The sequence below is a fragment of the Actinoplanes sp. NPDC051513 genome (genome assembly GCF_044454685.1).
Classification (GTDB): domain Bacteria; phylum Actinomycetota; class Actinomycetes; order Mycobacteriales; family Micromonosporaceae; genus Actinoplanes.
Genome location: NZ_JBITDW010000037.1, coordinates 65,456 through 86,309 on the forward strand (window position 1 = coordinate 65,456; position 20,854 = coordinate 86,309).

A 20,854-nucleotide genomic window follows, 5' to 3' on the forward strand; every position below is an offset into this window, starting at 1 on the left:
CGGCGGGCCAGTGGGAGATCATGGCAGAACCTCGTCCGGCGCACCGCCGCGTGCCGCCGGTACCGGAGCGGACGCTTCCGGCAACTCCACTATGCGACCCGGCTGCCAGGGTCGCGACCAGCCACCCATGTCGAGCAACGCTGAGATCACCCCCGCCGTGAATCCCCAGACCAGCAATCCACGGACCTGGAAGGCGGGTCCGACCCAACCGCTGGGGTGTCGCACCCGGATACGGTTTTCCGGGTCGACGAGTTCATTGATCGGCAGACGGGCCACGTGCGCGACCTCGGCGGGCTGGCGGGGGTGCACCGGGTGCGGGCGGCGCCACCAGGCCAGCACCGGGGTCACCACGAACGAGCTGACCGGGATGAACAGGTCGGGCAGCAGCGCCAGCACCTCGGCGCCGGCCGGGTCGAGGCCGACCTCTTCCTGTGCCTCGCGGAGCGCGGTGGCGACCGCGTCGGCGTCTTCGGGGTCGGTGCCACCGCCGGGGAAGGCCGGTTGCCCGGCGTGGTTTCGCATCGTGGCGGCCCGCTGGAGGATCAGCAGGTCGGGCTCGCCGGGGGTCTGCTCGCCGAGCAGCACGAGCACCGCGCTGGGGCGGCCACCGTTGGCCGGCGGGCGCAGCGGCGTGAAATCTTCGGTGCGGCAGGTGGCGACCCGGGTCAGCAGCGGGTCGAACCAGGACGGCAGATCGTCGGGGCGCGACAGCACCCGCCCCTGACTCACAGGGCCACCGCCACGCCGGTGTGCTCGCGGAGCATCGTGGTGAGCCTCGGGGCGTCGAGCGGCAGATTGTTCACGAATGCCTTGCCGGACGCGTCGACGAAGATGGTGACCGGCAGGTTGATCTGGGCCACCGCGTTGAGCAGCTTGCTGTCGGGGTCGAACAGCGTCGGGAACGTCACGCCCTTGGCCGCGGCGAACGAGGCGCCGGCCTCGCGCCCGTCCCGGGTGTCGACGCCGACGACGGTGAGCTTGTCGCCGGCCTTGTCGGCCAACCGCTGCATGACCGGCAGTTCCTCGCGGCAGGGGCCGCACCACGATGCCCACAGGTTGATGACCGTGGGACCGCGCAGCGAGCGCAGCGCCACCTCGTCGTCACCGGTGAAGCACGGCAGCGTCACATCGGGAACGGTGGAGGACGCCGGCCCATCGCCCTCGAGGGCGGCGCAGGCGGCGAACGGCGATGGAGTCTTGGAGTCTTCCGCCGAAGCGGTGCACCCGGCGGCGGCGAGCGCGAGCGCCACGGCGCCGACCGCAAGCGAGGCCCGTAAAGCCCGGGCCCCCGGCGAGGCCCGTAAAACGCGAGCCCCCGGCGAGGACCGCAAAGCCCGGGCCCCCGGCGAGGACCGTAAGGCGCCAGCGCCGCGCGAGGCCCTCACGGGGCCTCCGGCGCCGTCACGGCGGCCGCGGGGACCAGATCGGGGTCGACGCCGGCGGCGGCCGCCAGCTCGCGGGCGCGCGGGCCCTTGAGCAGCTTGGCCGCGGCGGCGGCCTCGGTCGGGCCGGTGCCGTAGGACGGGCACATGGCGGCCAGCGTGCAGGCGCCGCAGGCCGGCTTGCGCGCGTGGCAGACCCGCCGACCGTGGAAGATCACCCGGTGCGACAGCATCGTCCAGTCGCGCTTCTCGATCAGATCGGCGACCTGGAACTCGATCTTCACCGGGTCTTCCTCGTGCACCCAGCCGAAGCGGTTGGTCAGCCGGCGGAAATGGGTGTCGACCGTGATGCCGGGGACGCCGAACGCGTTGCCGAGGATCACGTTGGCCGTCTTGCGGCCGATGCCGGGCAGCTTGACCAGCTCGTCGAGCTTGCTGGGCAGCACGCCGTCGTGCTTCTCGACCAGGACCTGGCCCAGCTTCATCAGCGAGTCGGTCTTGGCGCGGAAGAAGCCGGTCGGGCGCAACAGCGTCTCGAGCTCGGTGCGGTCGGCGGCGGCGTAGTCGGCCGCGGTGACGTAGCGCTTGAACAGCGTCGGCGTCACCTGGTTGACCCGCACGTCGGTGGTCTGCGCCGAGAGGATGGTGGCGACCGCCAGCTCGAGCGGAGTGGTGAAGTCGAGCTCGATATGGGCATCGGGATGGGTCTCGGCGAGGACCTTGGCCATCTTTCGGGCGCGCCGCTTGCGCCCGATCGGCGTCTCGCCCGCGAATCGCTTGACCGACCGCACCACCAGAGTCACCGGTAAAGAGTACGTCGTGGGTACGACAGGAATCGTTACGCCGGTGGCTTGATCGATCCGTCCTTGCCGAGCGCCGCCGCGGTGTCCCCGAAGTCCTCCTCGCTGAGCTGCGCGACCAGCCGCCGGCCCATCTCCTGCCCGGTGTCGCGGGTCGGGAGGCCGACAGAGCTCATGTACGTCGAAAGGAACTTCCCGCCCGCGTACGAGCCGTCCTTGCCGAGCGTGACCCGCAGAATCCCGCCGTACTTGAGCACGCCCTGGCTGGACAGCGTCTTGCCGCCGCCCGCGAAGTTCCCGAGGCTGTACGCGATCAGCTTGCCCTGGTAGAACTCCATCCCCCGCAGCACGTGCGGGCTGTGCCCGACGACCAGGTCGGCCCCCGCGTCGATGACCGCATGGCTGAACTTGATCGGGTCGCCGCGGTTCTCCCCGTGGAAGATCTCGTTGCCGGGCTTGACGTGCTGCATGGTCGCGCCCTCGGCGCCCATGTGCACCTGCACGATGACCAGATCGGCCTGCTGCTTGGCTTCCTGGATCACGGCCTTCGAGTGCTCCAGATCGTTGAGATTGTTCGCTCCCGCGTACCCGGAGAAGCCCACCACCGCGACCCTGATCCCCTTGACCTCGACGACGGTGATCTCGTCCTTGTTGCCGGTGTATTTGATGCCGGCGTCGTCGAGGGCGGCACGGGTGTTGACCGCGCCCTTCGCGCCGAAGTCCTTGGTGTGGTTGTTCGCGAGGTTCATCAGCTCGAACCCGGCCTCCTTGAGGTGTTTCGCGTAGGCCGGCGGCGACCGGAACGCGAAGCAGTTCGCCGAGGGCGGCGAGCCGCACTTGGAGGCGCCGGTGTCGACCGTGAGCGGCTGCTCGAGATTGCCCATCACGAGATCCGACTCGAGGCCGGCCTTGACCGAGTCGAAGAACCCGTCGCCGTCGTCCGGCGGCATCTTGCTCGGCGCGTTGCTCATCATGATGTCGCCGGTCGCCGAAACCGTGATCGTTTCCGGCGCCGACGTGGCCTCGGTGGCAGCGGATTTCGCGGGCGCGGCCGCCGGGGACGAGGCGGCGGCGGGCTCCTGCCATTGCGGGCCAGGGCCCGATCCACGATTGGCGAAAGCGACCCCGCCGGCGCCGACACCGGCCAAAACCGCCAGGACAATCGTGATAGTAAGGACAGGGCGCCCGAAAAGGCCCGGGCTATGGGACGAGGGGTGGGAATTCATCGACGGCGACGATACCTTCGGGTTGCACCGCGGACGTTCCGTCGAATGGCTTGTTGTCGCGTATGCGTGAGCGACGAACAACACGGCCCGTCACGGTCGGAATGGTTACCCCGGAGTATCTGGATCAAGGGGTGCCTGCCCGATTCCCGCCCGCGTGCGCCTAGACTGATCGAGCGCAGGCGTTGCGCGTGTTCGGAGGTGTGCGGCATGGATGAGGTGCTGGCGCGGAGCGGGATCTTCCAGGGCGTAGACCCGGAGGCCGCCGAGGCGCTCGCCAAGGAGATGGACACGGTCGAGGTCCGCAAGGGCGACGTCCTGTTCAACGAGGGCGAGGCCGGTGACAGCCTGTACATCGTGCTGTCCGGCAAGATCAAGCTGGGCCGCCGTGCCGCGGACGGCCGGCAGAACCTGGTCTCGATCATGGGCCCGTCCGACATGGTCGGCGAGCTCTCCCTGTTCGACCCGGGTCCGCGCACGGCGACCGCCACCGCGGTGACCGACGCCCGCCTGGCCCGGCTCAAGAAGACGTCGCTGCGCCCCTGGCTGAACAACCGGCCAGAGATCGCCGAGCAGCTGCTGCGGGTGCTGGCCCGCCGCCTGCGCCGCACGAACGACGCGCTGGCCGACCTGATCTTCACCGACGTGCCCGGCCGCGTCGCGAAAAACCTGCTCCAGATGGCGGGCCGGTTCGGCACCCGCGACGGCGGTGTGCTGCGCGTCACGCACGACCTCACCCAGGAAGAGCTGGCCCAGCTGGTCGGCGCCTCACGCGAGACGGTCAACAAGGCGCTGGCCGACTTCGCCTCCCGCGCCTGGCTTCGGCTCGACGGCAAGAGCGTGATCATCCTCGACCCCGAGCGCCTGGCCCGCCGGGCCCGCGTCTAGGCCCGACGCACCGATAACGGCAGAGTCCTCGGAAGAGGGCTCTGCTTTTGCGCGTCCTCATCACGGGCCGTAGAGGGCTGCACCGCAAACACGCCGATTACCCCTGAAAAGGCGACAAAGCCGCCGCATTCGGATCCGTGTCGCACCCGCTTGGCCGCTCGTTACGGAGGTGGTCGAGAGGCACCGGCGAACACGAGAGGGCGCGGCTTTGAACATGGTGGGGGGCGTACACCGCATCGGGGTCCCGACGTGACCGTGCTCGACACGGCGATCGACCCGCGGACCCCCGCCTACCTGGAGTGCCGCGGGGTCGCCCTGGCGCGGCTCGCCCGGCTCGAGGCGGCGCTGGACGAGGCGCGGGCCGGCGGCGGCGAGAAGGCGGTGACCCGGCATCACGCCCGCGGCAAGCTGCTGCCCCGGGAACGCGTCGAGATGCTCCTCGACCAGGACAGCCCGTTCCTCGAGTTGTCGGCGGAAGCGGCCTGGGGCACCGAGTTCCCGGTCGGCGCCGGCGTGGTCACCGGCGTGGGGGTGGTCGAGGGCGTCGAGTGCGTGATCATCGCGATCGATCCGACCGTCGAGCGCAACACGGTCGACCCGTACCCGCTCGAGAAGATCCGCCGCGCCGCGCGGATCGCCGCGGCCAACCGCCTGCCGCTGGTCAACCTGGTGGAGTCGCCAGGCGAGGCCAAGGGCGGCCGGCGCCGCTCCGGCGGGCTCGCACGCGACCTGAGCCGGCTCGCCGCCGAGCGGATACCCACGGTCTGCGTCGCGTTCGGACCGGTCAGCGGCGACGACGCCTACCTGCCCCAGCTCTCCGACTACACCGTCCTGGTGCGCGGCCACGCGGGCGCGACCGGGCCCGCCGACCAGCTGGCCGAGGACGAGCGGGACGGGCTGCGCCTGGCCCGCCAGTCTGTGCGCCGGCTCAACTGGCGCAAGCGCGGCCCGGCGCCGCGCACGTTCCCGCCGGAGCCGCCCAAGTACGACGCCGAGGACCTGCTCTCGCTCACCCGGGACGACGATCCGCGCGAGATCGTCGCCCGGATCCTCGACGGCAGCGACTTCGACGAGTTCAAGCCCGTGCACGGCCCCGCGCTCGTGGCCGGCTGGGGCGAGCTGCACGGCTACCCGGTCGGCGTGCTGGCCGGCACCGGCGCGCCGCACGGCACGGCCGAGGCGCAGAAGGCCGTCCACTTCATCCAGCTCGCCAACGCCACCGACACCGCGCTGCTGTTCCTGGCCACGCGGTTCGGCTCGGCCGAGATCGAGGCGCTGACCCTGTCCTCGGTGCCGCACCTGGCACTGGACACCGGCCGCGCCGGCGACCCCCGCTTCGTGTTCAGCTGGCCGGCCGACGAGCCGACCTGCGGTGACGACGACGGTGTCATCGACCCCCGCGACACCCGTACCGTCCTCGGTCTGTGCCTTTCCGCCGCGCACAGCGCGGTCGTCGAGGGCGCCGGGCACGTCGGCGTGTTCCGACCCGGAAAGGTAGACCAGTGATCCGACGGCTATTGGTGGCAGACCGTGGGGAGATCGCCCGCCGGGTATTCGCCACCTGCCGCCTGGTCGGCATCGAGACGGTCGCCGTCTACTCCGACGCCGATTCCGACGCGCCGCACGTGGCCGAGGCCGACTACGCGGTACGCCTGGACGGCGGCGCCTCCGCGGCGGCGTACCTGCGCGGCGACCTGATCATCACGGCCGCCCAGCGGACCGGCGCGAACGCCATCCATCCCGGCAACGGCCTGCTCGCCGAGGACGCCGACTTCGCGGCCGCGGTCGCCGACGCCGGGATGATCTGGGTGGGCGCACCCGCCAAGACGCTGGGCGTGCTGCGCAGCAAGCGGGAGACCAAGGAGCTGGTGGCCGAGGCCCGGGTGCCGGTGCTGCCGACCTTCACCGAGCCGTCCAAGGTCCCCGGCTATCCGGTGCTGATCAAGCCGGACACCGGCTCGGGCGGCGCCGGCATGCGGGTGGTGCGCGACGCGGCGACGCTCGCCGAGGCGATCGCCTCCACCCGGCGCGAGGCCGGCTGCGACGTCTTCTGCGAGCCGTATCTCGACGAGGTCCGGCACATCGAGATCCCGATCCTGGCCGACGAGCACGGCTCGGTCGTGCCGTTCGGCGAGCGCGAGTGCTCGGTACAGCGCCGCTACCAACAGATCATCGAGGAGACGCCGTCGCCGGCGGTCGATCCGGCGCTGCGCGAGGAGCTGTGCCGGGCGGCGATCATCGCGGTCCGGGCCATCGGGTACGTGGGCGCGGGCGCCGTCGAGTTCCTGCTCGACGCCGAGGGCGACTTCTGGTTCCTCGAGCTGACCCCGACGCTGCAGGCCGAACACGCCGTCACCGAGTGCGTCTCCGGATACGACCTGGTGCGCCTGCAGCTGCTGGTGGCCGAGGGCGGCGTGCTGCCGATGCCGGGCCCGCCGCCGATCCGGGGACACGCCATCGAGGTGCGCATCTGCGCCGAGGACCCGGCGTATGCGTGGCTGCCCGCCTCCGGCACGCTGCACCGCTTCGCCGTTCCCGACGTGGCCGGCGCCTTCCGGCCGCTGCCCCAGCCCGGCCTTCGCCTGGACGCCGGAGTGGAGGACGGCTCGGTGATCGGCGTGCACCCCGATCCGACGCTGGCCAAGCTGATCGCGTGGGCGCCGACCCGGCAGGAGGCGGCGCGCATGCTCGCCTCGGCGCTGACCCGCACCCAGCTGCACGGGGTGGCCACCAACCGCGATCTGCTGGTCCGGGTCCTGCGGCATCACTCGTTCCGCACCGGCGACCTGGACACGGGCTTCCTCGACCGGCGCCCCGAGGTGTTCGCCCCGTTGCTTTCGGCTGTCGACGCCGTACGCATCAGTTGTCTTGCCGCGGCACTGGCCGGCGCCGCCGGACGGCGCGCGACCGCGACGGTGCTCGGCTCGCTGCCCTCGGGCTGGCGCAATGTCCCGTCGGGCTCGCAGACCGCGGTGTACGACGGCCCGGCCGGCCCGGTCGAAGTGGGCTACCGGATGAACCGGCACGGCGAACTGGCCGGCTGGTGGGTGCGCGCGGTCGACCCGGAGGAGCTCGATCTGGCCGGGCTGGGCCAGGCGCCGGTGGTCGGCGATCACCCGGAGACCGTGGTGGTGGCGGCCGGCGACGAGCGGGTGGTGCTGGACGTCAACGGGATCCGGCTGACCTTCAACGTCCACCGGGTCGGCGAGGTCTCCTACGTGGACAGCCCGGAGGGGTCGGTGGCGCTGCGCGAACTGTCCCGCTTCCCGCTGCCCGCGCCGGAGGCCGCCGAGGGCTCGCTGATCGCCCCGCTGCCCGGCGCCGTCCGTCGCGTGCTGGTCGTGCCCGGCCAGCGGGTGCGCGCGGGCGAGCTGCTGCTCACGCTGGAGGCGATGAAGCTGGAGCACCCGGTGCACGCGCCGAGCGCGGGCGTGGTGGCCTCGCTGCCGGTGCACCCGGGCGCCGAGGTGGACACCGGGGAGCTGCTAGCGGTCCTGGATCCCGAGTAGCCCGAACAGCCACTTCTTCTTGGCCGGCCGAAGGGGATTCTGCTGGCGGACGGTCGGGGTGTCGTCGCCGGGTGACCAGCGCGGCGGCGGGACCCGCGGATTGCCCGGGCCCTCCAGGTCCACCTTCGTCAGCAGGTCGCGCAGCTGCTCGGCGGTGGGCCGGGAGGCCGGGTCGTTGGCCATGCCGTAGCGCAGCAGCCGGATGAGCTCGCCGGGCACGCCGGGCAGGTCGGGGATGGGCTGGTGGAACAGTTCCATCAGGGTGATCAGGCTGGGGTTGCGGTCGCCGTCCCAGCGCGGCGGGCGGCCGCGCATCACCGCGTACAGGGTCGCGCAGAGCGCGTAGACGTCGACGGCGCCGGACGGGTTGTCGTGCCGGAACATCTCGGGCGGCGCATAGGCCGGGGTGAGCACCTCGAGGGTGACCGAGGAGTCGCGCATCTCGCCCAGCACGGCCAGGCCGAAATCGGCGAGCACGGCCGAGTTGAAGTGCGAGTAGAGGATGTTGGCCGGCTTCACGTCGCGGTGCAGCACGCCGTTGGCGTGCGAGTGCACCAGCGCATCGGCGATCTTGATACCCATGTCGCGCGCCTCGGTGGCGCTCAGCGGCGAGATCCGCATGCGGTCCAGGTAGGAGCCATCGCAAAGTTCCATGATCAGGTACGGGTGCTGGTCGACCGTCACGCCCACGTCGAACAGATCGACCACGTGCGGGTGCGAGGACATGCGGCCCGCGGCCCGGGCCTCGCGCAGGAAACGCGCCTGGTCACGGTTGCTCTCGAGGCGCCGGTTCTCCATCTTGATGGCGACCTCGCGGCCGACCGAATCTTGCATCGCGCGATAGACCGTCGCGTATCCGCCGCGCGCCATGACGGACAAACCGGACATGCCCGGCACGTACGGCACGGGCAGGGGTCCTGGCGGCGTCTCCGTCATGCCACAGAACTTACGCCAGGACCGCGCTAGGTCATCCCGGCACGTCCGACGCGTACGCGACAGTTTCCAGCGGCCCGGTGGCGAGGGTGGCCCGCAGTTCCTCGGCCGCCGCCCGCTCGCTGGCCTGCTCGGTCGCACACGCCAGCAGAACGGCCTGCTCGGCCGCCTGCCGCGCCTCGTCGCACCGGTCGGCCGCGGCCAGCACCCGGGCGTACGTCATCTCGGCCAGCACCCCGCTGCGCACGTCTTCGGACTTCGCGTCGCGGGCCCGCTCGATCCAGGTCAGCGCCTCGGCCACCCGGCCGTCGGCGAGCAGGGCCGACGCGTACGACGCGAGCGCGTGCCGCCGGGCGAACAGCAGCGACGGCGAACCGGTGTCGCTGGCGATCGGGGCGAGCAGGCCGATCGCCGTCACCGCGTCGCCGGCCCGGATCCGCGCCTCGGCCATCAGCACCCGCGGCCCGACCTGGGCCGGGGCCAGCGGGTTGTGCGGCTCGACGGCCGCCATCACCCGGCGCGCGTCGGCCTCGGCCAGGGCCAGATCGCCCCGCTGGAGGGCGACGAAACCGCGCAGCGTGCCGGCCATGCCCAGCAGCAGCGGGTGACCGGTGCGGTCGGCGTACCCGAGGGCGTCGCTCAGCAGGTCGAAGGAGTGGTCGAGCTCGCCGAGGCCGCGGGCGATCGCGCCGCGGACGACCAGCGCCAGGCCCCGCCCCCAGTCGTCGCCGACCGCGTTGAAGTCCCGGTAGGCCCGCCGGGCCTCGCCGTCGGCCTCGCCCAGCTCGCCGAGCTCGCTCGCCGCGTACGCCTCGACGGCACGCAGCGTGCCCACCGCCCACGCCTCGCCGACCCGGTCGCCGAACGGCAGGAAGATGCGCGCCAGCCGGCGCGACTCTTGCAACCGGCCGGCCAGCAGCCGCGCGAACGCCGTGGTGCCGCGCAGCCAGGACCGGCCCACCGGGTCGCCCAGCTCGGCGAAGAGACGCGCGGCCCGGCCGAGCACGGCGTCGGTGCCGGCGAAGTCACCCCGCGTCGTGGTCACCCAGGCCAGGTTCTGCAGCGCCCAGGCCTGCCCGTGCCGGTCGCCGGCGGCCAGGGTCACCTGATAGGCCGCCGCGAACCGGCTGCTCGCCTGGCTCAGCCGGCCGGCCAGGAAGTCGGCCATGCCGAGGCGGCGCATCGCGTTGGCCCGCTCGGGCAGCAGCTCGGCCTCGGTGGCCACGTCGAGCGCTTCCTGCCAGGCCGCGACGGCCCGGCCGATGTCGCCCAGCGCCTCGTGCGCCCGGCCCACCACCAGCAGCGCCTCGGCCCGCGACACCGGCTCGTCGGCGGAGTTCTTGGCGATCTTCTCGCCGTGGGCCAGCGCCTCCTCGGCCCGGCCCAGGCGCAGCAGCGCGCGGGCGTGCACGAGTTGGTCGGCCGCCGGCAGTGGCTCCTTGACCAGAAGCGAGGCGCGCTCGGCGTACTCGATCGAGGCGGCCGGCTCGATGTTCGCCAGCGCCCGCCGGGCCATCCGGCCGAGCGCCGCGACGCCCAGCGGGGCCACATCGCGCACCGCGGCGTCGGGCCGCAGCCGCACCTGGTCGGCGAGCTCGACCGCGCACTCGGCGTGGGTGGCGACGAACGCGTCCCGCTCGTTCTCGGTGAGGCTCAGGCGCGAGGCGCCGTCGTAGCCGAGCCGGTCGATCAGCTCGGGCGCGGCCCAGGTGGCCAGGTAGGAGTGCCGGTCGGCGAGGTCGGCCTTGCCGATGCCGGAGTATGCCGCCTCGCGCATCAGCGGGGTGGTGAACGCGTACCCGCCGCGCACCCGGTGCAGCATGCGGCGCTGGAGCAGCTCGTCGATCGAGCGCTCGAGCTCGACCGCGGCCACCGCGCCGGGCCGCGCGTCGCTGGTCGCCCGCCGCTCCCGGAGCGCTTCGATCACTCCGGTCGGCACGGTGTCGCCGACGACGGCGGCGTCGCGCAGCACCGCGCGGGGCTCGGGCGGCAGCGCGTCGATACGCGCCGCGAGCACCGCGGCCAGATCGCGGGAGAGCAGTTGGCTGCCCAGTGCCTGACTGCCCAGCGAGCTGCCGAGCGAGCCGTTGGTGAGCTGCCATTTGCCGACCGCGTTCGCGCCCACCGCCGGAGTCAGCGCGCCGCGCTCCATCAGCAGCGTGACCATCTCGGCCAGGTAGAACGGGTTGCCCTGTGCGGTGGCGAGCAGGCGGTCGGTGTCGGGCTGGGGCAGCTTGCCGCCGTTCAGGTACGACGTGAGCAGCCGGGACGCGTCGGCGCCGCGCAGCGGGGGAAGCGTGTAGACCTCGGCGTCGGCGAGCCTGGTCAGCGCGCCCGCCGTGCGCACCAGCTCGGGGCGGCCCAGCAGCAGCACCACGACCGGGCCCTCGAGCAGCGACAGGGTGCGGCCGAGCCCGTCGACCGTCGACGCGGTGGCGTCGTGCAGGTCGTCGACGATGACCACCAGCGGCGCCTCGGCCGCGAGCGCCGAGAGCAGGTCGGCCACGGCCGACGACACCGCGTCGGCGTCCTGCCGGGTGGTGGCCGGCTGCCAGTCGGCGCCGGTGGCCGGGCCGACCGGGTTCGCCGGCGCCTCGCCGTACCCGAGCAGGGCCAGCAACCGGTCGATATCGATCTTGGCGGCCTCCCCTTCGCGGCTCAGCCGGTTGGTGAGCTTGCGCAGGCGTTCCTCGACCACCGTGCGGCCGACCGTGGAGACCACGTCTTTGGGCAGGCCGACGGACTTGCGCACCAGGTCGGCCAGCGGCGCGAAGCGACGGCGCTCGCCGAACGCGCGGCAGCGCACCCGCAGCACCCGGGCGCCGGTGTGCGCCGCGTACCGGCCGCCGGCGCCGACGTCATAGCCGGCGGCGAGCCGCTTGACCTCGCCGGCGAAGCGGGACTTGCCGATGCCGGCCTCGGCGGTCATCACCATGACCCGCGGCGTGCCCGAGTCGATCGCCTCGGCGAGCCGGCCGGACACCCGGCCCAGCTCGGTCTCGCGACCCACGAACGGCGCCTCGTCGCCCAGGCCCGACCGGGTGCCGGGCGCGTCGTGCAGGCCGAGCAGCTCGAACGCGGGCACCGGCTCGCGCTTGCCCTTGAGCCGCAGCGGGCGCAGCTGCCGCCAGGAGGCGACGTGCCGGGTGCCGGCGCTGGTGCGCGAGCCCGCGTAGACCGCGCCGACCGCGGCCGCGTCGGCGAACCGCGCGGCCGTGTTCACCGTGTCGCCGATGACCGTGTATTCGATGCCGGCCTGAATGCCGGCGACCACGTCGCCGGTGTTGACGCCGATGCGCAGGCCGAGCGGGGCGCCGCCGCCGCGCTCGTCGTCGAGCACCCGGCGGACCGCGCGCTGCATGCTCAGCGCGGCGCGGACCGCGCGCTCGGCGTCGTCCTCATGGGCCACCGGGGCGCCGAAGACCGCCATGATGCCGTCGCCGGTCAGCTTGTCGACGTGACCGCCGAACGTCTTCACCGCGCCGGCGAGCGCGGCCAGCACGCGGTCGGTCACCGCGCCGACGCGCTCGGGATCGAGATCTTCCGACCAGGACGTGAAATCGGACAGGTCACCGAAGAGCACGGTCACGATGCGTCGCTCGGCAGCGGGCAACGTGGCCGCGGCCGGGAGGGCGGCGCCGCAGTTGTGGCAGAAGCGGGCGCCGGGGACGGCGACGGTTCCACACACAGGACAGGTCACAGCCGATCCAACCCGTCGGCCCTTGTTCCTGATTCCCGATTTTTGTGACGGAGATAATCCAGTTGCGCTTTGGCACTGAAGATCGCCGCAAACCGCACGGCCGGGTCGATGTCGGGATAAACGAGATCAACAACCGCTTCCGGGGTCTCCGCGCCGCGCGCCATGGCCGCTTCCACCTGGGCGAGGCGCTCCCGCCGGTGATCGAGATAGAACCGCGCGAATACGGCCACGTCGTCCTGCGCCGGGCCGTGGCCCGGAAACATCAAGACGCTTTCGTACGCCGTCAGCGCCGTCAAACTGTCGAGATAGGAGCCCAGGTCGCCATCGGGCGCGGCCACCACCGTCGTTCCGCGCCCGAGGATCGTGTCGCCGGTGAACATCGCCCGGACATTCCCGGACTCGACCAGAAAACACACCGAATCGGCGGTATGCCCGGGAGTAGGGAGAACCTGGATGTCCAGGCCGTCACTCTTGATCTCGGACCCGGTCGCTATCGGCGTCGCACCCAGCATCTCGGACAGCCGCGGAGCACCTTCGACGTGGTCGTGGTGACCGTGCGTAATCAGGATGGCGCGGAACGGGCCGTGCTCGGCGATCTTGCGGAGGTGACCCTCGTCGAGCGGGCCCGGGTCGATCACGAAGCCGAACTCTTCGCCCGGCGCGCGCAGCACCCACGTGTTGGTGCCGTCGAGGGTCATCGGCCCCGGGTTGGGGGCACGGAGCAGCGTCACCCAGCCCGGCAGGCCGTCGAGCGCAGCTCCCCCCATGCGCGAAATCCTACGTCGCGCACGGGGGTGGAGCCGAGGACCGGATGTGCGATCTCAGCGGCCGCTCAGGTCACGCTGCGTTGCCCTTTCCGGCAAAACGGATCTCTTGGCTCTTCAGGCGACCTCTACTATCGCTTCGACCTCGACGGGCGCGCCAAGGGGAAGCTCGGCCACCCCGACCGCGCTGCGCGCGTGCCGGCCCTGCTCGCCGAAGACGTCACCGAACAGGTTCGAGGCGCCGTTCACGACCGCGGGCTGACCGGTGAAGCCGGGCGCCGACGCCACGAACCCGGACACCTTCACGATCTTGACGACCCGGCCCAGGCCGACCAGCGACTCGACGGCCGCGAGCACGTTCACCGCGCAGGTGCGGGCCAGCTCGGCGGCCTGCTCGGCGGTGACCTCGGCGCCGACCTTGCCGGTCAGCGGCAGCTTGCCCTCGACCAGGGGAAGCTGGCCCGAGACGTACACGTAATTGCCGGATTGAACGGCCGGGAGGTACGCCGCGAGCGGGGGCACCACCGGCGGAAGCGTGATCCCGAGCTCGGCCAGCTTCTCGTAGGCGTCGACGCCGCCCTCGCCGGCGATGGGAGTCGTCACGACTTCGGCCGCTTCATGTAAGCGACCAGCTGCTCAGGATTGGGACCGGGAACGACCTGGACGAGCTCCCAGCCGTCCTCGCCCCAGTTGTCGAGGATCTGCTTGGTCGCGTGGACCAGCAGGGGCACGGTCACGTACTCCCACTTCTGCATCGCCTGCATACTCCCTAATCGTCGGGTACCGGGTCAGCTTAGGACCCACGCACGGCCCGGCTTGGCTAGGCTGACGCCAAGGCCTCGCAGAGGAGATCTTGGAGGGCGACATGACGCACCCGCAGGGCGGCCACCCGGGTCATCCGGAGCCCGCGCCCGTGCCCTCGCCCGAGCCCGAGCCGCCGCAGCCGATCCCGCCCGGCGACCCGATCCCGCCGGAACCGCCGCACGTGCTCGACTTCATCGACGCCGCGCCCGATCCGCACGCACCGCAGTGGCCGCCGTCGGGAACGTTCGCCGACGAGGCGCCGACGGCCTCCATGCCGACCGTCGTGCCGGCCGCTGCGGCCGATCACACACAGGTGATTCCGGCCACTACGCCCTGGCACGCCCAGCACGAGGCGGCGGGGCAGTGGCAGACCCAGCCGCCCGAGAACATGGGCTGGGGCCCGTCCGCGCCCGAGGTCCAGCCCGAACCGATCTGGTCGGGGCCGCAGCAGCCTTGGCAGGTGCCGCCCGCGCCGGCCGCCACGGGCAAGCGCGGCGGGCTCTGGGTCTCGCTGGCGCTCGCCGCCACGCTGTTGCTCTGCGCCGGGGGCGCCACCTCGGCATACCTGCTGCTCCGCGACGCCGACAACCCCGGCTCGCCCGACCCGGCGACCGCGGTCAACCGCTTCCTCACCGCGGTCTACACCCAGCAGGACGCGACCGCCGCCGACGACCTGGTGTGCCGCGAGGCGCGCGACAAGACCAAGCTCGCCGACCGGGTCAACGAGATCCGGACGTACTCGGAGGGCTATCAAGACCCGGTCTACCGCTGGGAAGAACCGGCCGTGTCCACCTCCGGCGAAGACCGGGCGCTGGTCTCGGTGCAGATCACCATGTCGACCGGCGACGAGAAAACGGCCAGGCAAGCCCTCGAGTTCACCGTGATCCGCAAGACGGGCTGGCTGGTCTGCGAGGTGTCCGGCTGACAGCCCGCCGTACCGTTGTGGGCATGGGCGAGCACGTCAACAGCAGATGGCCGGCGCGGCTGCACGTCGTGACCGGCAAGGGCGGCACCGGCAAGACGACGGTGGCCGCCGCGCTGGCCCTCGGCCTGGCCGAGGGCGGGCGCCGCACGCTGCTGGTCGAGGTGGAAGGCCGGCAGGGCATCGCCCAGCTCTTCGAGGTGGCCCCGTTGCCGTACAAGGAGCTGCGGATCGCCAAGCTGGCCGGCGGCGGCGAGGTGCGCGCGCTCGCGGTCGACCCGGAAGAGGCGCTCCTGGAATACCTCGACATGTTCTACCACCTGGGCGCGGCCGGCCGGGCCCTGCGCAAGGTGGGCGCCATCGACTTCGCCACCACGATCGCGCCGGGCATGCGTGACGTGCTTCTCACCGGGAAGGTGAAGGAGTCGACCACCCGCTCGCACGACGGCCGCCGGGTCTACGACGCCGTGGTGCTCGACGCCCCGCCCACCGGCCGGATCGGCCGGTTCCTCAACGTCACGGCCGAGACGGCCAAGCTCACCAAGATGGGCCCGATCAAGACGCAGAGCGACGGCGTCGCCTCGCTGCTGCGCTCCCCGATCACCTCGGTGCACGTGGTCACCCTGCTCGAGGAAATGCCGGTACAAGAGACGCTGGACGCGATCGCCGAGCTCCAGGCGCTGAACATCTCGCTCGGCCGGATCATCGTGAACGGCGCCCGCCCGGCGCTGCTCACCGCCGGCAAGGTGACCAAGGCCGAGCTCAAGCGCGGCCTCACCGACGCCGGCCTGCCGACCGACGCGGCGACGGTCAACGGCCTGGCCGCCGAGGCGAAGGCGTATCTGACCCGGCGCGATCTCGAGGAGTCCCTGCGGGTCGAGCTGGCCGACGCCGGCCGCCCGGTGATCGAGCTTCCCCTGCTGCCCGGCGGCGCCGACCGTGCCGGCCTGGACGAGCTCGCACGCGAGCTCATGCGGGCCTGACCGTGATTACTCTGGAGTAGTGGTGGCTGAACCTCTCGACGTCGACCGTCTTCTCGCCGATCCGGCCATCCGGATCGTCGTGTGCTGTGGCGCCGGCGGCGTGGGCAAGACGACCACCGCGGCCGCGCTGGGCGTACGCGCCGCCGAGGTGCACGGCCGGCGCACCGTGGTGCTGACCATCGACCCCGCGCGCCGGCTGGCGCAGTCGATGGGCCTGAGCGAGCTCGACAACACCCCGCGCCAGGTCAAGGGCATCGACACCGAGAACGGCGGCGAGCTGCACGCCATGATGCTCGACATGAAGCGCACGTTCGACGAGGTCGTGCAGCAGCACACCACCCCGCAGCGCGCCACCGAGATCTTTGCGAACCCGTTCTACCAGGCCATGAGCTCGACCTTCGCCGGCACGCAGGAGTACATGGCGATGGAGAAGCTGGGGCAGCTGCGGTCCACCGACGAGTGGGACCTGATCGTGGTGGACACCCCGCCGTCCCGCTCGGCGCTCGACTTCCTGGACGCGCCGGCTCGCCTGTCCCGCTTCCTCGACGGCCGCATGCTGCGTCTCCTGCTCGCGCCGGCACGCTCGGGCAAGAGCATGTTCAGCCTGGTCACGGCCTCGTTCGGGCTGTTCTCCCGTACCGTGCAGAAGATCCTCGGCGCCCAGCTGCTGACCGACCTGTCGGGCTTCGTGGCCGCCCTCGACTCGATGTTCGGCGGATTCCGGCAGCGCGCCGACGAGACGTACCGGATCCTGCAAGACCCACAGACCGCGTTCCTGCTGGTCGCCGCGCCGGAGCGCGACGCGGTCCGCGAGGCCGCGTATTTCGCGGAGCGTCTGGTCGCCGAGCGGATGCCGCTCGCGGGCCTGGTCCTCAACCGGATGCACCGGTCGGACATCTCCGATCTGCCGGCATCCCTGTCCGACGCTTCGGCCGACGCCTTGCCGCCGGCGCAGGCCACGACGGCCGATGCGCTCCGCATTCATGCCGCGCTGATGCGGCAGATCGAGCGAGAGGTACGCGTGGCCGCCACGTTGACGGACGCGTTCCCCGACGTCCCGGCCGCCTCGATCACGGCGCAGCCCGCCGACGTCCACGACGTCGACGGGCTGCGAACGATAGGCGCCCTGCTCACAAGTTGAAGTCAGCGGGTCGGGACGAGAACCTTGTCGGCGCTCTTCTCCCGGAGCGCGGCCTCGAACATCTTCCGCCAGCTCGCCACGTGCGGGTGGCGGCGCAGCAGCGCCCGCCTCTCCCGTTCCGTCATGCCTCCCCAAACGCCGAACTCGATCCTGTTGTCCAGGGCATCGGCGAGGCACTCGTAGCGGACCGGGCAGCTGCGGCAGATCCTCTTCGCCACGTTCTGCTCGGCACCCTGCACGAACAGCGCGTCAGGGTCGCCACTCTGACACGCCGCCATGCTGGGCCAGTCGCTGATCATCCCCATCTGTACACGTCCCCCCTTGCGGTTCACCCCCTGACGTCCGCGCGCTTATGTCCCCCAAGCAGTGCAGACGTCGTGCGACAGCTCGCCGGACCATCATGCTCTGTAGTCGGGTGATTACGCAACGTTGTCCCTCAAATACGCATAGCTCGGGTGTACCGGGCTTTTCGGCGGCACCGGCTTCCGAGAAGGGGCAGCACAGAGTCGCCGCTTCGTAGCACAATCAATCTGGGCGACCCGTGAGCTTCTCGACGGGCGATCCCGTGTGCCCTTCGCGTACCCTGCTCAGGTGACCTCCTGGATGCGCAGACGCGATCACAACATCTTCGCCAACGCGACGTCGTTGCTGATCTGCGGATTACTCGCCGGCGTCGTCGTCGCGGCGGCCGCTTTCCCGGCCGCTGCCATGTCGGGGCTGGCCGCCAAGGCCGGCGGCCAGACGTTCGCGAACCTGCCCAGTGAGCTCAAAGACTTCAGCTCCCCCCAGATCACCCGCATCTACGCGTCCGACAACAAGACGCAGATCTCGCAGTTCTACGACGAGTTCCGCAGCGACGTGCCGCTCAAGGACATCTCGAAGTACATGACCGCGGCCATCGTCGCCGCCGAGGACCGCGAGTTCTACCACCACAACGGCGTCGACCTGAAGGGCGTGGCCCGGGCCTTCGTCAACAACAACAACGGCAAGTCCAAGCAGGGCGCCTCGACGATCACCATGCAGTGGGTCCGCATGTCGCTGGCGTACTCGGCGACCAACCCGCAGGAGGTCGTGGACGCCACCAAGGACACGCCGAAGCGCAAGGTCACCGAGATGAAGTACGCGCTGCAGGTGGAAAAGGAGCTCTCGAAGGACCAGATCGTCGAGCGCTACCTGAACATCGCGCCGTTCGGCAACCAGGCGTACGGGGTCTTCGCCGCCAGCCAGGTCTACTTCAACAAGAAGCCCAAAGACCTGACCGTCGGCGAGGCCGCGATGCTCGCCGGCATGGTCAAGGCGCCGACCAGCTTCAACCCCACCAGCAAGGAGGGGTACGACCAGATCCTCCAGCGCCGGAACAACTACGTGATCCCCGGCATGGTCGAGATGGGCGCCATCACCCAGGCCGAGGCCGACAAGGCGGTCAAGGAGAAGATCCCGACCAAGGTCAAGCCGGTCGGCAACGGCTGCGTCTCGGTCGCCAAGAACGCGTGGGGCTTCTTCTGCGACTACTTCTACCGCTGGTGGATGGGCCGCGAGGAGTTCGGCGAGACCCAGTACGACCGGGAGCGCCGCCTCAAGAGCGGCGGCTACCGCATCACCACCACGCTCGACATCAAGGCGCAGACCTCGGCCCGCGCCAACATCACCGACGAGATCGGCGACAAGAACAAGAACGCGCTGCTGATCTCCGCCGTCGAGCCCGGCTCCGGCAAGGTGCGCGCCCTGGCGGCGAACCGGAAGTACAAGCTAGACGACCCGTCGCACCCGCAGAACGAGATGTCCTCCGACCCGAAGAAGGCGAAGAAGGGCGTCCGGGGCACGTACCCGAACACCACGAACCCGCTGCTCTCCGGCGGCGGCGACATCACCGGCTACCAGGCCGGCTCGGTGTTCAAGATGTTCACGATGGTGGCGGCCCTGGAAAAGGGCTACCCGCTGAGCTACACCATCAACGCGCCGAAGCAGTACAAGTCGGGCTACATCATCGACTCGAACAGCCCGTCCGCCTGTAGCGGCACCCACTTCTGGTGCCCCGGCAACGCGGGCGAGGGCGAGGCCGGCGTCTACAACATGTGGACCGGCTTCGGCAACTCGGTGAACACCTACTTCGTGCCGCTGGAAGAGCGAGTCGGCGCCGAGAACGTGGTCGCGGTCGCCAAGCGCTTCGGCGTGCAGTTCCGCGTCAAGCAGGACGCCGACCTGGCCGCCCCCGGCTCGGCCAACCAGTGGGGCGCGTTCACGCTGGGCGTGTCCGCCTCGACCCCGCTGGACATGGCGAACGCATACGCCACGCTGGCTGGCGACGGCATGTACTGCGAGCCCACCCCGATCGAGCAGATCACCACGCAGAACAACGAGAAGCTCGACATCGGCAAGTCACACTGCATCCGCGCGACAAGCAAAGACGTAGCCCGCGCCGCGCTGGACGCGGCCCGCTGCCCGGTAGGCGACTCGGCGCAGATGGGCCAGTGCCACGGCACCACCGCCGGCCAGACGCACGGCGTCGTCGGCCACCCCGTCTTCGGCAAGACCGGCACCACCGACCACGACAAGACCGCGGCCCTCATCGCAGGAACCACGTCGCTGGTGGTAGCGGGCTACTTGGTGAACCCGGACTACCAGGACCACTCCGACCGCATGTCCCACGGCACCGTGAACCCGGCAGTCTGGAACACCCTGGCCGACTTCATGAAGGGCAAACCCAAGGTCCAGTTCAAAACCGCCGGCGACGACAAGATCGCCACCGGCGACCAGCGCTCGATCCCCGACGTCACCTGCGACTCGGTCGACAGCGCCCGAAGCCGCCTGGAGAGCGCCGGCTTCGACGTCTCGGTAGGCCAGGACGTCGACTCGAAGTGCCCAGCAGGCACCGTGGCCGGCACCAACCCCAGCGGCCGCACCATCAAGGGCGGCGTGGTGATCATCGAGAAGAGCAACGGGAAGGGCGCCGAGCAGCCCCAGACCCCCCAGCTCCCCGGCACCCCCACCGTCAAGCCCACAAAACCCGGCCGCCGCTGACGGCTTCGACGTGACGAACGGGCGGGCCATCATCCGATGGCCCGCCCTTTTCGGTGCTCAGGGGTGCAACGGCACGCGACGAAGACCCACCTTGCGATAGGCGATCCGCCACCCGCGCGCTTCCTTACGCACGACGTCCTCGTAGACAACGCTGCCCGCGGTGCCGTTGGCGTAGATCCCGATCCCCTTCGACCGCACTCGCACGGTGCCGTCCGCGTCCTCGGTCACGCAGATGTTCGTGACGTGATGACCGACAGGGTTCGCGTCGCCCAACGCCAGGCTCGCCTCGGTGATCGCCTCGTACCCGTGCAATTCCTCGCGCTCGAACGCGGAGAGGTCGTAGACAACGTCGGCGGTGAAGAGCTCGCCCATCCGGCCGAATTCGCCGCTGTCCATCAGGTGGCCGTGCAGCGAGATGAGCTCATGCACCGCAAGCCTGTCTTCCACGGACAACGCCACAGCAGGCTCTCCCAACTTCAACTGCAACCAAGCGACGACCGAGCCTACGGCCCTCGCTGGCTCGTTGCTCGCCGCTCGTTGCTTCGTAAACCCAGCGAGTTGCTGGACTCGGCGCTGGCCCACGTCGAGGACGCCGGCGTTGCCGGGGGATCTGGTGGTCGCGGTGGCTTCCCTGCCTGCTCAGTCGCCCGGAAGGGATAGCCAGACGGTCGGTTGCCCAGGACGCAGCAGAGGCTGCTTCCATTGAAGGAAACGGCCTCTGACCTGGTCGGGGTGGCCGGATTTGAACCGACGGCCCTCTTCTTGCCAACCGTCACTCCAACGG

17 protein-coding genes and 1 pseudogene are annotated in these 20,854 nt (G+C 71.0%); 7 read left to right on the top strand and 11 right to left on the bottom strand.

Going from position 1 to position 20,854, the window contains the following annotated elements:
• Nucleotides 1-18: 18 nt before the first annotated feature.
• From ACIA5D_RS48820 to ACIA5D_RS48835, 4 genes are all read right to left on the bottom strand, one after another.
• Complete coding sequence (locus tag ACIA5D_RS48820; protein ID WP_396037574.1) at nucleotides 19-729, bottom strand: NUDIX hydrolase; 711 nt, start codon at nucleotides 727-729, stop codon at nucleotides 19-21.
• The gene (locus tag ACIA5D_RS48825) at nucleotides 726-1,250 is read right to left on the bottom strand and encodes a TlpA family protein disulfide reductase (RefSeq protein WP_396037575.1); all 525 of its coding nucleotides are present in this window, start codon (nucleotides 1,248-1,250) and stop codon (nucleotides 726-728) included. Before ACIA5D_RS48825 ends, ACIA5D_RS48820 begins: the two co-directional genes overlap by 4 nt.
• 131 nt (nucleotides 1,251-1,381) lie before the next feature.
• Nucleotides 1,382-2,179, bottom strand: a complete 798-nt coding sequence (nth, locus tag ACIA5D_RS48830; protein ID WP_396037597.1) for an endonuclease III — start codon at nucleotides 2,177-2,179, stop codon at nucleotides 1,382-1,384.
• Between the two features lie 41 nt (nucleotides 2,180-2,220).
• A complete protein-coding gene (locus ACIA5D_RS48835; RefSeq protein ID WP_396037576.1) occupies nucleotides 2,221-3,408 on the bottom strand; it encodes a CapA family protein in 1,188 nt (395 codons plus the stop codon).
• A gap of 207 nt (nucleotides 3,409-3,615) precedes the next feature.
• Here ACIA5D_RS48835 and ACIA5D_RS48840 point away from each other — a divergent pair, with 207 nt between their 5' ends.
• The 3 genes from ACIA5D_RS48840 (at nucleotide 3,616) to ACIA5D_RS48850 (ending at nucleotide 7,802) form a co-directional block, all read left to right on the top strand.
• The gene (locus tag ACIA5D_RS48840; protein WP_020515203.1) at nucleotides 3,616-4,293 is read left to right on the top strand and encodes a Crp/Fnr family transcriptional regulator; all 678 of its coding nucleotides are present in this window, start codon (nucleotides 3,616-3,618) and stop codon (nucleotides 4,291-4,293) included.
• A gap of 249 nt (nucleotides 4,294-4,542) precedes the next feature.
• A complete protein-coding gene (locus tag ACIA5D_RS48845; protein ID WP_396037577.1) occupies nucleotides 4,543-5,799 on the top strand; it encodes a carboxyl transferase domain-containing protein in 1,257 nt (418 codons plus the stop codon).
• The gene (locus ACIA5D_RS48850; RefSeq protein WP_396037578.1) at nucleotides 5,796-7,802 is read left to right on the top strand and encodes a biotin carboxylase N-terminal domain-containing protein; all 2,007 of its coding nucleotides are present in this window, start codon (nucleotides 5,796-5,798) and stop codon (nucleotides 7,800-7,802) included. Before ACIA5D_RS48845 ends, ACIA5D_RS48850 begins: the two co-directional genes overlap by 4 nt.
• A 120-nt stretch (nucleotides 7,803-7,922) precedes the next feature.
• Here the strand turns inward: ACIA5D_RS48850 and ACIA5D_RS48855 are convergent.
• The 5 genes and pseudogenes from ACIA5D_RS48855 to ACIA5D_RS48875 form a co-directional block, all read right to left on the bottom strand.
• A pseudogene (locus tag ACIA5D_RS48855) lies at nucleotides 7,923-8,738 on the bottom strand (serine/threonine-protein kinase); the annotation flags it as partial.
• Nucleotides 8,739-8,769: 31 nt separating this feature from the next.
• Complete coding sequence (locus ACIA5D_RS48860; RefSeq protein ID WP_396037579.1) at nucleotides 8,770-12,435, bottom strand: adenylate/guanylate cyclase domain-containing protein; 3,666 nt, start codon at nucleotides 12,433-12,435, stop codon at nucleotides 8,770-8,772.
• Nucleotides 12,432-13,202, bottom strand: a complete 771-nt coding sequence (locus tag ACIA5D_RS48865; RefSeq protein WP_396037580.1) for an MBL fold metallo-hydrolase — start codon at nucleotides 13,200-13,202, stop codon at nucleotides 12,432-12,434. Before ACIA5D_RS48865 ends, ACIA5D_RS48860 begins: the two co-directional genes overlap by 4 nt.
• A gap of 114 nt (nucleotides 13,203-13,316) precedes the next feature.
• The gene (locus ACIA5D_RS48870) at nucleotides 13,317-13,802 is read right to left on the bottom strand and encodes a RidA family protein (RefSeq protein WP_396037581.1); all 486 of its coding nucleotides are present in this window, start codon (nucleotides 13,800-13,802) and stop codon (nucleotides 13,317-13,319) included.
• On the bottom strand, nucleotides 13,799-13,954 hold the full coding sequence (locus ACIA5D_RS48875; protein ID WP_185038204.1) for a DUF4177 domain-containing protein: 156 nt from the start codon (nucleotides 13,952-13,954) through the stop codon (nucleotides 13,799-13,801). Before ACIA5D_RS48875 ends, ACIA5D_RS48870 begins: the two co-directional genes overlap by 4 nt.
• Nucleotides 13,955-14,064: 110 nt before the next feature.
• On the opposite strand from ACIA5D_RS48875, the gene ACIA5D_RS48880 reads away from it, so the two are divergent.
• Genes ACIA5D_RS48880 through ACIA5D_RS48890 form a run of 3 tightly spaced genes read left to right on the top strand, consistent with a single transcriptional unit; the run spans nucleotide 14,065 to nucleotide 17,049 of the window.
• Nucleotides 14,065-14,928, top strand: coding sequence for a hypothetical protein (locus tag ACIA5D_RS48880; protein ID WP_396037582.1), 864 nt, complete (start codon nucleotides 14,065-14,067; stop codon nucleotides 14,926-14,928).
• Between the two features lie 23 nt (nucleotides 14,929-14,951).
• A complete protein-coding gene (locus ACIA5D_RS48885) occupies nucleotides 14,952-15,908 on the top strand; it encodes an ArsA-related P-loop ATPase (protein WP_396037583.1) in 957 nt (318 codons plus the stop codon).
• A 19-nt stretch (nucleotides 15,909-15,927) separates the two neighbouring features.
• A complete protein-coding gene (locus tag ACIA5D_RS48890; protein ID WP_396037584.1) occupies nucleotides 15,928-17,049 on the top strand; it encodes an ArsA family ATPase in 1,122 nt (373 codons plus the stop codon).
• A gap of 2 nt (nucleotides 17,050-17,051) precedes the next feature.
• Here ACIA5D_RS48890 and ACIA5D_RS48895 read toward each other — a convergent pair whose 3' ends face one another.
• Complete coding sequence (locus ACIA5D_RS48895; RefSeq protein ID WP_396037585.1) at nucleotides 17,052-17,354, bottom strand: WhiB family transcriptional regulator; 303 nt, start codon at nucleotides 17,352-17,354, stop codon at nucleotides 17,052-17,054.
• A gap of 298 nt (nucleotides 17,355-17,652) precedes the next feature.
• Here ACIA5D_RS48895 and ACIA5D_RS48900 point away from each other — a divergent pair, with 298 nt between their 5' ends.
• The gene (locus tag ACIA5D_RS48900) at nucleotides 17,653-20,070 is read left to right on the top strand and encodes a transglycosylase domain-containing protein (protein ID WP_396037586.1); all 2,418 of its coding nucleotides are present in this window, start codon (nucleotides 17,653-17,655) and stop codon (nucleotides 20,068-20,070) included.
• Nucleotides 20,071-20,127: 57 nt separating this feature from the next.
• Here the strand turns inward: ACIA5D_RS48900 and ACIA5D_RS48905 are convergent, their stop codons facing one another.
• Nucleotides 20,128-20,517, bottom strand: a complete 390-nt coding sequence (locus tag ACIA5D_RS48905) for a nuclear transport factor 2 family protein (RefSeq protein WP_396037587.1) — start codon at nucleotides 20,515-20,517, stop codon at nucleotides 20,128-20,130.
• Nucleotides 20,518-20,854: the final 337 nt, after the last annotated feature.

Excerpts from the sequence above, each read along its gene's own strand:
- ACIA5D_RS48885 (WP_396037583.1), top strand. The coding sequence starts at position 14,952 with ATGGGCGAGCACGTCAACAGCAGATGGCCGGCGCGGCTGCACGTCGTG.
- ACIA5D_RS48865 (WP_396037580.1), bottom strand. The coding sequence starts at position 13,202 with ATGGGGGGAGCTGCGCTCGACGGCCTGCCGGGCTGGGTGACGCTGCTC.
- ACIA5D_RS48875 (WP_185038204.1), bottom strand. The coding sequence starts at position 13,954 with ATGCAGAAGTGGGAGTACGTGACCGTGCCCCTGCTGGTCCACGCGACC.
- ACIA5D_RS48900 (WP_396037586.1), top strand. The coding sequence starts at position 17,653 with ATGCGCAGACGCGATCACAACATCTTCGCCAACGCGACGTCGTTGCTG.
- ACIA5D_RS48895 (WP_396037585.1), bottom strand. The coding sequence starts at position 17,354 with ATGGGGATGATCAGCGACTGGCCCAGCATGGCGGCGTGTCAGAGTGGC.
- ACIA5D_RS48835 (WP_396037576.1), bottom strand. The coding sequence starts at position 3,408 with ATGAATTCCCACCCCTCGTCCCATAGCCCGGGCCTTTTCGGGCGCCCT.
- ACIA5D_RS48840 (WP_020515203.1), top strand. The coding sequence starts at position 3,616 with ATGGATGAGGTGCTGGCGCGGAGCGGGATCTTCCAGGGCGTAGACCCG.
- ACIA5D_RS48880 (WP_396037582.1), top strand. The coding sequence starts at position 14,065 with ATGACGCACCCGCAGGGCGGCCACCCGGGTCATCCGGAGCCCGCGCCC.